Raw genomic sequence first — 12,023 nt, 5'->3', positions numbered from 1 at the left:
AGTGATGTGGAGTGTGGGGGATCGGACGGCACGATACAAGTGGGGTCGTTCCTCTCGTATCGCGGACGCGGTGCGGCACGCAGAGGCGCTCCATCGTTGCGGCGTTGCAAGCCGCGTACGCTGTGCTATCGCTTAGGCGATGACTCCCAAAACTTTCGAAACCCGCTGCCTGCGCCTGCCCGCCGTCACCAAGGTGGTGCAGTGGGAGGGTACCTCCGTGTTCAAGGTCGGCGGCAAGATGTTCGCACTCGGCGGCGGCTTTGCCGCGCGCTCCGGCGGCTACATGTTCAAGGTCTCGAACATGGCCTATGCCATGCTGATCGAGCACGGCCTTGCGCGGCCGGCGCCCTATCTGGCGCGCGCCAAATGGGTGCAACTCGTCGGCAACAACGCGCTGCCGGACGCCGAGCTCACGGCCTATCTGGCGCAGGCGCACGCGCTGATCGCGGCGAAACTCACGCGGAAATCCCGCAAGGTCCTGGGCCTGGATTGAAGCGCAGTTCGCTGGTGAAGCGAAAACGTGCACTGATTGACTTCGATGATATGTCTGACTAAAGTCAGATATATCATGCTCGACCCTGTTTCCCGCGTCCGCCGCTTCAATCGTGCCGTCACGTCCGCTGTCGGCGCGCTCGACACGTCATTCCTGGGACGCGGGCGGCCACTGGGGGCGGCGCGCGTGCTCAACGCGATCGGGCATGGACGTTCGGACGTGGCCGAGATTCGCGACTATCTCGGCCTCGATTCCGGCCTGATGAGCCGCCTCCTCCGCTGCCTCGAGGACGAAGGGCTGGTCGAGACCAATGCGCATGAGGACGATGCGCGCCGTCGCGTCGCGACGTTGACGCGTGCGGGCCGGCGCGAGTTCGCGGCCTACGAGGCGCTGTCGAATACGCAGGCCGAGGGCTTCCTCGCCCAACATGCGCAACGCGAGGCGCTGCTGGCGGCGATGGATTTGGTTGCTTCCGCGCTGACGCGCGAGCGCGTCACGCTGGACGAGATGGACCCGCGGAGCGAACAGGCGCGCTATTGCCTCGGCGAATATTATGGCGAGCTCGGCCGCCGCTTCAAGCAGGGGTTCGACGTCTCGCTGTCGCGCGATCCCGACGCCAAGGATATGCGCCGCCCGCGCGGCACGTTCATCGTCGCGATGTCGGACACGCTACCGGTCGGCTGCGTCGGGCTCAAGGGCACCGATCACGGCTATGCCGAGATCAAGCGGCTGTGGGTCGCACCGGCGGCGCGCGGATTGCGGCTCGGCCGGCGCCTGATGGACATGACCGAGAACGCCGCGCGCGGGCTCGGCATCAAGCTATTGCGGCTCGACACCAACAGCGCCTTGGCGGAAGCCGGCCAGCTCTACCGACGAAGCGGCTGGAGCGAGATCCCCCGCTTCAATGACGATCCCTACCCGGACCTGTTCTTCGAAAAACGTCTGTGAGCGCCTGCGCCTTTTCTCTCGTTGCCGCGTTAGGGCCGGAGCCGCAGGAGCACGCCATGACCAGGTCCGACCTCGCCGACATCTACCGCGACTACATCGCCTGCCTGAACCGGCAGGATTGGCCCGCCCTCGGACAGTTCGTCCACGATGATGTCGCCCACAATGCGCGACCGTTCGGACTGTCCGGCTATCGTGCCATGCTGGAGCAGGATTTTCGCACAATTCCGGATCTGCATTTCAACATCGAGCTGCTGGTCTGCGATCCGCCCCATATCGCCGCCCGGCTGAAGTTCGATTGCACACCGGCTGGAACGTTTCTGGGGCTGGATGTGAACGGCAGGCGCATGTCCTTCTGTGAAAACGTGTTCTATCAATTTCACGACGGAAAAATACGGCACGTGTGGTCCATCATCGACAAGCCCGCGATCGAGGCGCAGCTCTAGCGCTGTGCCTCGATGAACTTGCTTACGCTGCCGCCGGCGCCAAATCCGCGCGCGGCTTCGGGAACGGCTTGAAATTCATCGCCATCAGGAAGGCGCCGAGGCCCATCGCCCAGGAGGCGATATAGAGCCAAGCGTAGCTCGAGAACGCATCGTAGATCAGGCCGCCGGCGAGCGGGCCCGTGGCCATGCCGAGACTGCCGGCCATGGCGGTGCCGCCGATCACCGTGCCCATCATCTTGAGCGGGAAATTTTCGCGGATCAGCACCGCGTAGAGCGGCATGGTGCCGGCATAAATGAAGCCGAAGACGGCCCCGACGGCGTAGAACGTCGCAAGCTGGTGCGCGAAGACATAGGCGAGTGCGCCGAACGCCTGCAACAGCAGGCCCGAGACGAGCACGCGCTTGGCGCCGAAGCGGTCACCCATCAGGCCGAAGGCAATGCGTCCGCCAAGGCCGGCAGAGCCTTCGATGCTGTAGATCGTCACCGCCGCGACCAGCGGGATGCCGCAGCTCACGGCATAGGAGACGGTGTGGATGATCGGGCCGGAATGGGTGGCGCAGCAGAAGAAATTGGTCGCGAGCAGGATCAGGAATTGCGGCGAGCGCAGCGCCTCTCCCATCGACATCTCACCTTGCACGGCGCCCTCGCCCGCAGGCGCGGCCACGGCGTGCGCGAGCGCCGGCGGGCGGCGCACCAGGAACGAGACCGGGATCATGATGGCGCCGACCACCAGCGCCACGATCTGCATCGAGGTGCGCCAGTCATGGCCGGAGACGAGCCAGGCCGCGAGCGGCGCCATCGTCATCGGCGCCATGCCCATGCCGGCCGACACCAGCGAGACCGCGAGGCTGCGATGGGTGTCGAACCAGCCGGTCACGGTCGCCATCATCGGCGCGAAGATCGCCGCACAGGACGCTCCGACCAGAAGCCCGAAGACGAACTGAAACGCCAGCAGCGAGGTGGCGTGACTCGCCGCGAACAGGCTCACGGTCAGCACCGTCGATCCCGTCAGCACCACCAGCCGCGGCCCGAACCGGTCCGTCAACGTGCCCCAGACCATGCTGGTGCAGGCCATTGCCAGAAAGCCGATCGTCATGGCGCTGGAGATGCCGGTCACGGACCAGCCGGTGTCCTTTGCGATCGGCTGCAGGAATACCGGCAGCGAAAACATGCCGCCGATGGCGACGCAGCCGAGCAAGCCGCCCGCGGCGACGATCACCCAGCGATAGGAGGAAGCGTTCATTTTGGTCTCCCGTCAGATCTGTCTGGGTGGAAGACGAATGGGAACATGGTGGGCCGACAGGCCGACGCAAGTTTTTGCGGCACGCTTTTGTGACCTGCCAAACAAAAAACGCGAAAACAACCCCATGCACAGTAGCGGGGCGCTGTCGGATCAAGGACTTACAGCGCAGCTCTTTGCAGTGCGAAGGAAGACCCGCCGTTTGACTCGTCGGGCAAAACACCTGCATGATGGCATCATCCCGCCGCTATTGAATTCGTCCCGTCGCAAACGCGATCGTCCGCCTCCTCGCGCGCCATCCGGCCTTGCCGTGCGGAACTGGCCGTGCGGATGCGGCGAAATCCGTGACCGGGTTCGACGACGCGCCTGGCGCTCCGCGATGTGCCAGGCCACGCAACGCTAGAGAACTGCAGGGAAATGCTTATGCCGAAAATCGACATCGCTGCCGTACCCGCCCGCAAGGGCGCCGGCTACCCCGCGCCCTTCGATGCACCTTGCGCCGATCGGGTCCGGCAGCGGCTCGGCAATGCCGGAGGCTTGTCCGATTTCGGCGTCAACCTGATGCGCTTGCCGCCCGGCAACTGGTCGAGCCAGCGGCATTGGCACTCGCATGAGGACGAATTCGTCTATGTCCTCGAAGGCGAAGTGACGCTGATCGAGGACAAATGCGAGATCGTGCTCCGCGCCGGTGACTGCGCCGCCTTCGCGAAAAACAGCGGCAACGGCCATCACTTGATCAACCGTTCGAGCGCCATCGCCCTCTATCTCGAAGTCGGCTCTCGCTCGCCCGACGATCTCACGATTTGCTCCGACATCGACATGATGAGCGCCAACTCCGACGGCCGATTCGTGCACAGGGACGGCACGCCCTATCCGGACGGGTGAGCGTCCGCGACAAGGCTTGAATGGCAAGGCTTCAAACAGCCGCGCTACGCCGCCACTCGCCGACCGTGAGCCAGACCGCCGAGACCAGGAAGTAGAGCGCACCGACTGCAGCATAGCCCGCGACATTCGCGATCGAGGGAATCGCGGGCATCGTGGCCTGAAAGATGAAGAAGCCGCCTGCGAGAGCCGACTGGCCCCCGCTGAGCACCATGGCCCATTGCGCGCCAAAACTCCGCCAGCGCTGGATGGCCGTTCCGAGTTGGAGCAATCCCGACAGGATCGCCCATGCCCCGAAGATTCCGAGCACCCGGTTCATGCTCATCTGCAAGGTCACAAGCACCGCGACGGTGGTCGCCAGGCTGACCACAACGTTCAGAGCCTGCGGGCGGCTTTGAGCGAGTCCGCCGCTGCGAACCGCGTCCGCGAAGTTGGCAGCGGCGTCCCATGCGGGATAGAGGACGAGCAAGGCGCCGGCGATCACTGGAGAAGAAGCCCCGGCGGCAAACGCAGCAGCGACCCAGGCAACCGAGAACGCCGCTCGCACGAAGTAATATTGCTTCAGCCATCGCTCGCGGTCGCAATGAACCGGATTCAATTGATATCGCGCCATCGCAGTCTCTCCTATACCTACTAGTTGGTAGTTTTCTTACACACAACGAAACCGTCTTCGATCCAGCCCACTTGCTGGCTATCGTCATCGTCTCGCCGATGTCTCTCAGTGCTTGTTGGACAGCCGGTCCAGCAGCGGGGTGGTAATCACACCGAACATCTTTGGATCGCCATAGGCACGCGCCGACAGCATGGCGCCGTGAATGGTCGCCATGAATCCTTCGGCCTCGACGCGGGCTGTGCCGGAGAGTTTGAGTTGCCCTTTCCGCTTGCCACGCTCCATGACGGCCGTCAGCCAGGAAGCCAAGGAGCGGAAGTGCGCACGGACTTCGAGCGCAACCTCCTCCGGCAGGATCGGAAGCTCGCTGGCCAGCAGCGCGCACACGCAGAACGGCGCTGTCGCATCATTGATGCACGCCTTCCAGTACGCGACATAGTTTTCGAGCTGGTCGCGCGGATCAGGGACATTGCGCTCGAGCGCGGACAGTCCCGCCTCGGCTTCGGCGCGGTAGCGCGACACGAGCGTGCGGACCAGATCGACCTTGCTGGCGAAATGATGGTGGATGCTCGGCTTGCGAATACCGACCACCTCGGCCACGTCGGCGTAGCTGAAACCATTGTAGCCGCCCGCGATGATCAAGCTGCGCGCGCAGGCCAGGATGTCGTCGGCTGTCGAGGAAACGTTGGTCATGGTCCCTAGCTACCTTCCAGTTGGTAGGGCGTCAAGAACGGGATGCTTCAACCATCCGTGAGTGCTAGGAGCTTGCATGACCATTCGCCCGATCGTCCGCTATCCCGACCGCCGGCTCGCGATGCCGGCTCACCCCGTCACCGCGTTCGACGATGCGCTCCGCGAGCTTGCAAATGATCTGCTCGAGACCATGCGCGCCGCGCCCGGCATCGGCATCACGGCGCCGCATGTCGGCGTGCCCTTGCGCGTCGTCGTGCTCGAGCTCGACGCCAGGGACGGTGCACAGACCTATGTCAATCCGGAGATCGAATGGGCCTCACCCGAGATGATCCTGCATCGCGAAGGCAGCGTCTCGATGCCCGGCGTCAACGACGAGGTCCAGCGCCACGCCCGCGTGCGGATCAGCTATCGGGATCTCGACGGCAGCATGCACAAAGAGGAGTCGGAAGCCTTGCGTGCTGTCTGCCACCAGCACGAGATCGACCAGCTCGACGGCATGTTCTGGATCCAGCGCCTGTCGCGGCTGAAGCGGGAGCGGCTGGTGAAGAGGTTCGAGAAGATGTCGCGCGAGTGAGCGGGCCGGCAAATATCCGGCTTGTGTGAAATCGCGCCGGCCCGTTGGGAGGGAGACGAATGACATATTCAGGTCGTTGTGCCTGCGGCGCGGTTTGTTACACCATTGCGTCCGCGCCGATCCGCGGCTTCCAATGCCAGTGCAGCGACTGTCAGCGCGATACCGGCAGCGGCCACAGCTCCATCTTCGTGTTCGCGCGCAGCGCAGTCGCGGTGACAGGCGAGGTGCGCGAAATCGAGCGCACTGCCGTCAGCGGCGCGGTCAAGCGCAAAGGGTTCTGTCCGAACTGCGGCTCGCCTATCTACAACAAGCCGGACGAGAAGCCGGACTTAACCGGCATCTATGTCGGCACGCTGGACGATGCCAGCACGTTCAAACCGTCCGTCGTGCTGTTCTGCTCGCGCGGATATGCCTGGGATCACCTCGATCCCGAGATTCCCAAACTCCCGGATGGCACCCGGGATCGCGCTGATTTCTTGCAGATTGGGGGACAGCCAATGGCGATGAGCTTCGAGCTATCGATGCTGCCCGCCGCAATCGTCTGGGGCTTTGTACAGCTCGTCGCCGCCGCGCAGGCCGCGAACCTGCAGTACGGCCTCAGATGGGCCGCCAGCCCGGGCGACACCGAGATGCCGCCGCTCAAGCCCATCCCCCGCCGGGCAAAGAACGGAAACGTCTCCATGAGGCGTGGCCGCGATGCCTTCACGCCCGCTTCCCGCTCCGCTTGCTCATTGGCGCGTTACGACGCTCGCGTTTGCCGCGCGCGATTTCCGTCGCCAGCGCATCCAGCTTCGGCTCCCAGAAATTGCGGAACTGACCGATCCATGCATCCACCGCTTGGAGGCCCGCAGCATCGACCGAATAGAGCCGTCTTTGCGCCTCCGCCCGAACCGTCGCGAAGCCGCTCTCGCGCAGCACCTTGAGGTGCTGCGACACGGCGGCCTGCGTGATCCCGAACTCCGCTCCGATCACTTCGACGACCTCGCCGGACGCCATCTCGCCGGGCGCAAGCAGCTCGAGGATGCGACGGCGGACGGGGTCGGCAAGGACCTCGAAGATTTGCATCAGCTTCCTGTGCCCGGATGCGCCACGTCGGGCGGCGTCTCGCCGCGATAGAAAGCGATGGTACGGTCCGACCGCTGTTTCGCGGACGCAGGATCCACGCCGCTTGCGACATGCGCTGCGCGCCAATACTCGCCGCTGCTCGTCATGAATTCCTTGCCCGCGGGAGAGCCCATCCATGCCTCGGCCGTCTCATGGTCGACCGATGCCCCGGTCGCAACATATCGCTCCAGCCCGGCAATGGCGAGATCCCAGCCGATCCCGACTGCCCCTGGACCGAACTGATTCCAATGATCCTCGATCATCGCGGTGTGCTCGAGCGTCAGCCGCGCCTGGCTTCGTTCTGCGGTCAGCTTGACGTCGATCCAGCTCATCGCGCCGCCGAATTCCCAGGTCGCCGCAAAATGGGTCGGCGGCGTACATGCCGTGATGGTCCCGCCTGCATTCCCCTTGAGCTGGTATTTTCCGCCGAGCCGGAGATCTCCCCCGACCGGAAAGAACCAGCGCGGAATGCGTTGCTCGCTGGTCACTGCGTCCCAGAGATCGTCGACGCTGGTCTCGTAAAGCCGCGTCAGTGTCACCGCACTGGCTGCCTTCCCGTCCTTCTCGAAATTCCTCACCGAACGCGTAACCAGCCCTAATACCCTGACGACGTCGATCTCCATGGCGCTCCTCCTTGTCGTTTCGTGCCAGGATTAATATCGGTCGACGCTAATATAAGTCAATTCTTATATTCAGGGAAAATACCGCTCAGATATTTCCCTGGTGGTTTCCCGAGCGCCTTCTTGAACATGGTGATGAAGGCCGCGACGGAGTCGTAGCCGAGATCGGCGGACACCTGCTGCACGCTCGCGCCGGACGTCAGCTCCCGCAAGGCGACGATCAGGTGCAATTGCTGGCGCCACCGCCCGAAGCTTAAGCCCGTCTCCCTGACCACGAGACGCGCGAGGCTGCTCTCGCTCAGCGCGACGCGATCGGCCCATTCGGCCAGCGTCCTGCGATCGGAAGGTTTTTCGCCAGCGCCGCGGCAATCTTCTTCAACCGCGGCTCGGGCGAGAGCGGCAGATGCAGCTGCTGAACCGGCATGCGGGGAAGCTCGCGCAGCAGGACGCTCGCCAGAAGCTCCACCCTCGCCTCGTCATCCGCGATCTGATTGGCCAGCTCGACGATCACTTCACGCAGCAGTGGGGAGATCGAAAGCGTGCAGCACCGATCCGGCAGGTCCACGACCTCAGGCTCGATGTAGACGAAAACCAGCCGGGCGTTTTCCGTCGCGAGGTTGCTGTGCTGCATGCCTCCTGGAATCCACACCGCGCAATGCGGCGGCACCATCCACAGACCGGTGGGAACGCGGCACGTCACGGCGCCGCCCAGCGCAAAGACAAGTTGCCCCTTGCGGTGCCTGTGATCGGGCACCTCGTCCTTGGTCCCGATCACGTCGACGCGCACGGCGATAACGGGCGCGGAGACATCATCCACATCAAGATCAGGCCATGGAAAACGGAGCGGCTGCCGCATGTTGCCGGTTTTTAGAAATTGATTGGTAGAACATCTAAATCGAGCGAAGAGGAATGTCGATAGGGTGCCGCCTGAACCTGCCCGGGGGCGTCCGGGCGCCGCCCACGCTATCGAAAGAAACGGCCATGCATGGTTTCACGAGTACGACAGCAGCCGGGCTGCAACGCGTGGTCCGCACGCAAGCGGGGGCCGTGCGTGGCGGCCCGCGCGATGCAAGCGGCGTGATCGCGTTCAAAGGCATTCCCTACGCAGCACCGCCGGTCGGGCCTCTGCGTTGGTGCGCTCCGCAGCCCCCGGAGTCCTGGGATGGCGTGCGCGATGCGCTTGTGTTCGGCGCGGGGTGTCTATCGGCGCTCGAAAACGACCCGCGGCCGGGACCGCGCGACGAGGATTGCCTCTATCTCAACATCTGGACCGCGGCGAAGCACGCGGATGAGAAGCGGCCCGTGATGGTCTGGATTCACGGCGGCGGCTTTCAGTTCGGCTCCTCGGCGAATCCCGCAACCGATGGCAACGCGCTAGCAGCGAAAGGTGTCGTCGTCGTCAGCTTCAACTACCGCCTCGGCATCTTAGGCTTCTTCGCCCACCCCGATCTCGACGCGGAGGCGCCTTCAGGCAATTACGGCCTGCAGGATCAACTGGCGGCGCTGCGCTGGGTCAAGGCCAACATCGCCGGCTTCGGAGGCGACCCCGAGAACGTCACCGTGTTCGGCGAATCCGCCGGCGCCATGGCCGTCGGAATCCTGATCGCCTCGCCGCTCGCGCACGGACTGTTTCACAAGGCCATAGGACAGAGCGGCGCGTTCTGGGATGGCAAACACGGCCCGCTTCAGGGCTTTGAAGAAGCCCGCGCGCGTGGTCTCGCTTTTGCCCGGCAGCAGGACAACGCGTCGATCGCAGCTTTGCGCAGCATGCCGGCCGATTCGTTGAATGCAGCCGCGCCGTGGAGTTTCAGGACCAGCCCGGTCGTGACGGCCTTCTCGCCGAGTATCGATGGTCTTGTCGTTCCTGATGTGCCCGCGCGGCGCTTCCGGCGCGGCGAACAGATGTACATCCCGCTGCTGGCGGGCTGGAATGCGGCCGAGGAATTTCCTTTCCGTTCGCAGTCACTCCCCGACGAATCAGCGCAAGCCTTTCTCGCCGCGGCCGAGGCGATGTTCGGCAAGGAGCGCATGGCCGATTTCCTGAAGGTCTATCCCGCGGCGACCGATGCGGAGGCCAGGACTTCTGCGGCGGCGCTCACGGGCGACATCGTGGTCGGCGAGCAATGCTGGCAGTGGCTGCGATTGCATTGGCGCGGGGGACGCGCGCCAGTCTACGGCTATCACTTCAGCTATACCTCGCACTACACGCCGATCGCCTCGCACGTCACTGAAATTCCGTTCGTGTTCGGCACACTGACACCGCAACAGGTGATCGGCAGCTCAGCACCGCCGGCCGAACAGGACCGCGCTCTGGCGCGGATCATGATGAGCTATTGGGTGAATTTCGCTGCGCACGGGGACCCGAACGGATCGGGTCTGCCACCCTGGCCCGCCTATGACGAGACGGACGTTGTGCAGATCCTGGGCACGCCGATCGAAGCCCGCCCCAATCCGCAAGCCGCCCGCTTCCGCTTCCTCGCCAGTTTCAGGCAGGACGGCATTTTGCCGATGCGCTGGCGGGAGCTGCCGTAGGCGGACCTCACTCGCCCGCCATCAGCTCCTTCGCCAGCGCCATGTAGGCCGGCAGCGTCACGGGGTCGTTGGCGGCGTTGCCCGCTGCGGGGTGCGAGGCGTAGCGCGCGATCACCATCTCGGCCTTGGGATCGATATAGATGCCCTGGCCGTGAACGCCACGCGCCATATATGCGCCGTGGGCATTGTGCGTGACCCACCATTGATTGCGATAGGAGGCGCCGGGTAGCGTGGTGTAACCGGCGGGCTTGAATTTCTCGGGATCGCCACCGCGCGCGATGTCCTCGACGACAGATGAAGGCACGATCTGCCGGCCGGTGGAGCGGCCGTGATTGCGCATGGTCTCGCCGAATCGGGCGAGATCGCGCAAGCAGGTCGACAGGCCGCCGCCGCCGCTTTCGGTGCCGATGCGATCGACGTGGTAATGCGCGTCTTCCTCCGCGCCCATCGGCTGCCAGATGCGCTCGGAGAGCAGATCGGACAACGTCATGCCGCTGACGCGCCGGATGATCCAGGCCAGCACGTCTGTGTTGACGGTCTTGTAGGCAAAGACCTTGCCGTGCTCGCCCTGCTTCTTTTGCCCGACCAGGAAATCGAAGATGGTGGTCGCACCGTCATAGTCGGGTGGAATCGGCGCCATGCCGTTGGCGCGCCGCAGTCCCCACACATGCGAGTTCTTGTCGGTGTAGACTTCGGTGTATTCGAGCCCGGTGGTCATATCCATGACCTCGTGCACGCGCGCGTCGCCGAACGCGCTCGCCTTCAGCTCCGGCACATAGTCCGTGACGGGCGCCTGCGGATCGATCTTGCCCTCGGCGACCAGAATGCCGGCGAGCACGCCGGTGAACGACTTCGTCACCGACATCGCGATATGCGGCTTGTGCGGCTTCAACGCACCGAAATAGCGCTCATAGATCAGCTTGCCCCGATGCAGCACGGCGATGCCGTCGGTGTAGGTTTCCTCGAGCATCTTCGCGAACGTCATGGGCCGCCTGTCCATGGTGGTCGAGGCCGACGCATCGATGTCGTGGCCTTCCCGCGGCAACACCGATGCAGGCCCCGCGCCGCGCCAGACATTCACGGTCGGCACCAGCTGGCGGATGTTGCTCCATGCCCAGCGTAGCTCGGGGAAGCTGCGGAACGAACCATCCTGGAAGCTGATGGTGCGGTCCGGAGACGGCGGGAAGCCTTTCATCCAGCCGAGTGTTTCGGGATCAGTTTCGGCGGCGGTTGCGGGCGACTGACTCGGCGCGGTGGCAGACATGAACATTGGCTCCGGAAGCGAACGACGGGGGTTTCGTATCATGGAGATGCGTGGCGAACATCCAGTGTTTGCGCCGAGGCGACCGTCGCCGTGGGCTGGGCACCAATCGTCTCCTGCGCGCCAGCCATCGTCGCGCAATCTGCGTCAAACGGTCCCGCAAGGCGCGCTGAACAAAACACTTGCCTGAGGCTTCTATCGTCCTCAACCCGCCCACTTTGAAAAGACGGAAGACATCTCATGCAAGTTCGCAAGTTTGCCATCTCGGACGCAACGCTCGAGCGTTCGCCCGGCCAGGATGGCGACATATTCGTCGGCAACGTGATCGACCAGCGTCACGGCGCGCCGATCACCATCGGCTACGGCCGCTACGCGCCGAACCAGATCCTCGACGAGACAATCGCTGTCGACGACGTCATGATCGTGCTCGAAGGGAAGCTCTCGGTGTCGAGCAACGCCGGCACCATGACCGCCGGTCCGGGCGAGACCGTCCACATGCCCAAGGGCACGCAGGTCACCATTCGCTCGCATGAGCAAGGCGCCGTCACCGCCTATGTCACCTATCCGCACTGGCAGGAGGCGCACGGGTGAAGCAGGCCTTCGCGCACTGCGCGCCCCGCTAT

General features: G+C 64.2%; 13 protein-coding genes and 2 pseudogenes. 8 read left to right on the top strand and 7 right to left on the bottom strand.

Annotated features, from left to right (window positions below):
• Positions 1-139: 139 nt before the first annotated feature.
• From IVB13_RS37645 to IVB13_RS37635, 3 genes are all read left to right on the top strand, one after another.
• On the top strand, positions 140-493 hold the full coding sequence (locus IVB13_RS37645) for an MmcQ/YjbR family DNA-binding protein (RefSeq protein ID WP_085352880.1): 354 nt from the start codon (positions 140-142) through the stop codon (positions 491-493).
• A gap of 75 nt (positions 494-568) precedes the next feature.
• Positions 569-1,441, top strand: a complete 873-nt coding sequence (locus tag IVB13_RS37640) for a bifunctional helix-turn-helix transcriptional regulator/GNAT family N-acetyltransferase (protein WP_204510969.1) — start codon at positions 569-571, stop codon at positions 1,439-1,441.
• A gap of 56 nt (positions 1,442-1,497) precedes the next feature.
• Positions 1,498-1,884, top strand: a complete 387-nt coding sequence (locus IVB13_RS37635; RefSeq protein WP_247297491.1) for an ester cyclase — start codon at positions 1,498-1,500, stop codon at positions 1,882-1,884.
• A 22-nt stretch (positions 1,885-1,906) separates the two neighbouring features.
• Here IVB13_RS37635 and IVB13_RS37630 read toward each other — a convergent pair whose 3' ends face one another.
• On the bottom strand, positions 1,907-3,127 hold the full coding sequence (locus tag IVB13_RS37630) for an MFS transporter (protein ID WP_247403135.1): 1,221 nt from the start codon (positions 3,125-3,127) through the stop codon (positions 1,907-1,909).
• 420 nt (positions 3,128-3,547) lie between these two features.
• Here IVB13_RS37630 and IVB13_RS37625 point away from each other — a divergent pair, with 420 nt between their 5' ends.
• Positions 3,548-4,009 (top strand): cupin domain-containing protein, encoded by a 462-nt coding sequence (locus IVB13_RS37625; RefSeq protein WP_247492566.1) that lies wholly within the window; start codon positions 3,548-3,550, stop codon positions 4,007-4,009.
• 31 nt (positions 4,010-4,040) lie between these two features.
• On the opposite strand, the gene IVB13_RS37620 is transcribed toward IVB13_RS37625, so the two are convergent.
• Together IVB13_RS37620 and IVB13_RS37615 are read right to left on the bottom strand one after the other, a co-directional pair.
• The gene (locus tag IVB13_RS37620) at positions 4,041-4,619 is read right to left on the bottom strand and encodes a membrane protein (protein ID WP_018459172.1); all 579 of its coding nucleotides are present in this window, start codon (positions 4,617-4,619) and stop codon (positions 4,041-4,043) included.
• A gap of 105 nt (positions 4,620-4,724) precedes the next feature.
• The gene (locus IVB13_RS37615; protein WP_247297494.1) at positions 4,725-5,309 is read right to left on the bottom strand and encodes a TetR/AcrR family transcriptional regulator; all 585 of its coding nucleotides are present in this window, start codon (positions 5,307-5,309) and stop codon (positions 4,725-4,727) included.
• Between the two features lie 76 nt (positions 5,310-5,385).
• Here IVB13_RS37615 and IVB13_RS37610 point away from each other — a divergent pair, with 76 nt between their 5' ends.
• Both IVB13_RS37610 and IVB13_RS37605 read left to right on the top strand, forming a co-directional pair.
• Positions 5,386-5,883, top strand: coding sequence for a peptide deformylase (locus IVB13_RS37610; protein WP_085395946.1), 498 nt, complete (start codon positions 5,386-5,388; stop codon positions 5,881-5,883).
• Positions 5,884-5,942: 59 nt separating this feature from the next.
• Positions 5,943-6,224 (top strand): annotated as a pseudogene (locus IVB13_RS37605) (GFA family protein); the annotation flags it as partial.
• A gap of 361 nt (positions 6,225-6,585) precedes the next feature.
• On the opposite strand, the gene IVB13_RS37600 reads toward IVB13_RS37605, so the two are convergent.
• The 3 genes and pseudogenes from IVB13_RS37600 to IVB13_RS37590 all read right to left on the bottom strand — a co-directional run bounded on the left by IVB13_RS37600 (position 6,586) and on the right by IVB13_RS37590 (position 8,463).
• Positions 6,586-6,948, bottom strand: a complete 363-nt coding sequence (locus IVB13_RS37600) for a metalloregulator ArsR/SmtB family transcription factor (RefSeq protein WP_018459176.1) — start codon at positions 6,946-6,948, stop codon at positions 6,586-6,588.
• Entirely contained in the window at positions 6,948-7,610 is a 663-nt protein-coding gene (locus tag IVB13_RS37595; RefSeq protein ID WP_247368455.1) for an SRPBCC family protein, read from the bottom strand. The genes IVB13_RS37600 and IVB13_RS37595 overlap by 1 nt, the downstream gene beginning before the upstream one ends.
• A 56-nt stretch (positions 7,611-7,666) precedes the next feature.
• A pseudogene (locus tag IVB13_RS37590) lies at positions 7,667-8,463 on the bottom strand (helix-turn-helix transcriptional regulator).
• 125 nt (positions 8,464-8,588) lie between these two features.
• Here IVB13_RS37590 and IVB13_RS37585 point away from each other — a divergent pair.
• Complete coding sequence (locus IVB13_RS37585) at positions 8,589-10,139, top strand: carboxylesterase family protein (RefSeq protein WP_247368805.1); 1,551 nt, start codon at positions 8,589-8,591, stop codon at positions 10,137-10,139.
• 7 nt (positions 10,140-10,146) lie between these two features.
• On the opposite strand, the gene IVB13_RS37580 is transcribed toward IVB13_RS37585, so the two are convergent.
• On the bottom strand, positions 10,147-11,403 hold the full coding sequence (locus tag IVB13_RS37580) for a serine hydrolase (protein ID WP_247492565.1): 1,257 nt from the start codon (positions 11,401-11,403) through the stop codon (positions 10,147-10,149).
• 237 nt (positions 11,404-11,640) lie between these two features.
• Here IVB13_RS37580 and IVB13_RS37575 point away from each other — a divergent pair, with 237 nt between their 5' ends.
• Entirely contained in the window at positions 11,641-11,991 is a 351-nt protein-coding gene (locus IVB13_RS37575) for an ethanolamine utilization protein (protein WP_247338078.1), read from the top strand.
• Positions 11,992-12,023: the final 32 nt, after the last annotated feature.

Source organism: Bradyrhizobium sp. 17 (assembly GCF_023073515.1).
GTDB classification, from domain to species: Bacteria; Pseudomonadota; Alphaproteobacteria; order Rhizobiales; family Xanthobacteraceae; genus Bradyrhizobium; species Bradyrhizobium canariense_D.
This window is presented reverse-complemented; position numbering and strand designations above follow the sequence as displayed.

Bases quoted from the DNA above. Each gene is read 5' to 3' on its own strand.
- IVB13_RS37645 (WP_085352880.1), top strand. From the start codon at position 140: ATGACTCCCAAAACTTTCGAAACCCGCTGCCTGCGCCTGCCCGCCGTC.
- IVB13_RS37640 (WP_204510969.1), top strand. From the start codon at position 569: ATGCTCGACCCTGTTTCCCGCGTCCGCCGCTTCAATCGTGCCGTCACG.
- IVB13_RS37635 (WP_247297491.1), top strand. From the start codon at position 1,498: ATGACCAGGTCCGACCTCGCCGACATCTACCGCGACTACATCGCCTGC.
- IVB13_RS37630 (WP_247403135.1), bottom strand. From the start codon at position 3,127: ATGAACGCTTCCTCCTATCGCTGGGTGATCGTCGCCGCGGGCGGCTTG.
- IVB13_RS37625 (WP_247492566.1), top strand. From the start codon at position 3,548: ATGCCGAAAATCGACATCGCTGCCGTACCCGCCCGCAAGGGCGCCGGC.
- IVB13_RS37620 (WP_018459172.1), bottom strand. From the start codon at position 4,619: ATGGCGCGATATCAATTGAATCCGGTTCATTGCGACCGCGAGCGATGG.
- IVB13_RS37615 (WP_247297494.1), bottom strand. From the start codon at position 5,309: ATGACCAACGTTTCCTCGACAGCCGACGACATCCTGGCCTGCGCGCGC.
- IVB13_RS37610 (WP_085395946.1), top strand. From the start codon at position 5,386: ATGACCATTCGCCCGATCGTCCGCTATCCCGACCGCCGGCTCGCGATG.
- IVB13_RS37600 (WP_018459176.1), bottom strand. From the start codon at position 6,948: ATGCAAATCTTCGAGGTCCTTGCCGACCCCGTCCGCCGTCGCATCCTC.
- IVB13_RS37595 (WP_247368455.1), bottom strand. From the start codon at position 7,610: ATGGAGATCGACGTCGTCAGGGTATTAGGGCTGGTTACGCGTTCGGTG.
- IVB13_RS37585 (WP_247368805.1), top strand. From the start codon at position 8,589: ATGCATGGTTTCACGAGTACGACAGCAGCCGGGCTGCAACGCGTGGTC.
- IVB13_RS37580 (WP_247492565.1), bottom strand. From the start codon at position 11,403: ATGTCTGCCACCGCGCCGAGTCAGTCGCCCGCAACCGCCGCCGAAACT.
- IVB13_RS37575 (WP_247338078.1), top strand. From the start codon at position 11,641: ATGCAAGTTCGCAAGTTTGCCATCTCGGACGCAACGCTCGAGCGTTCG.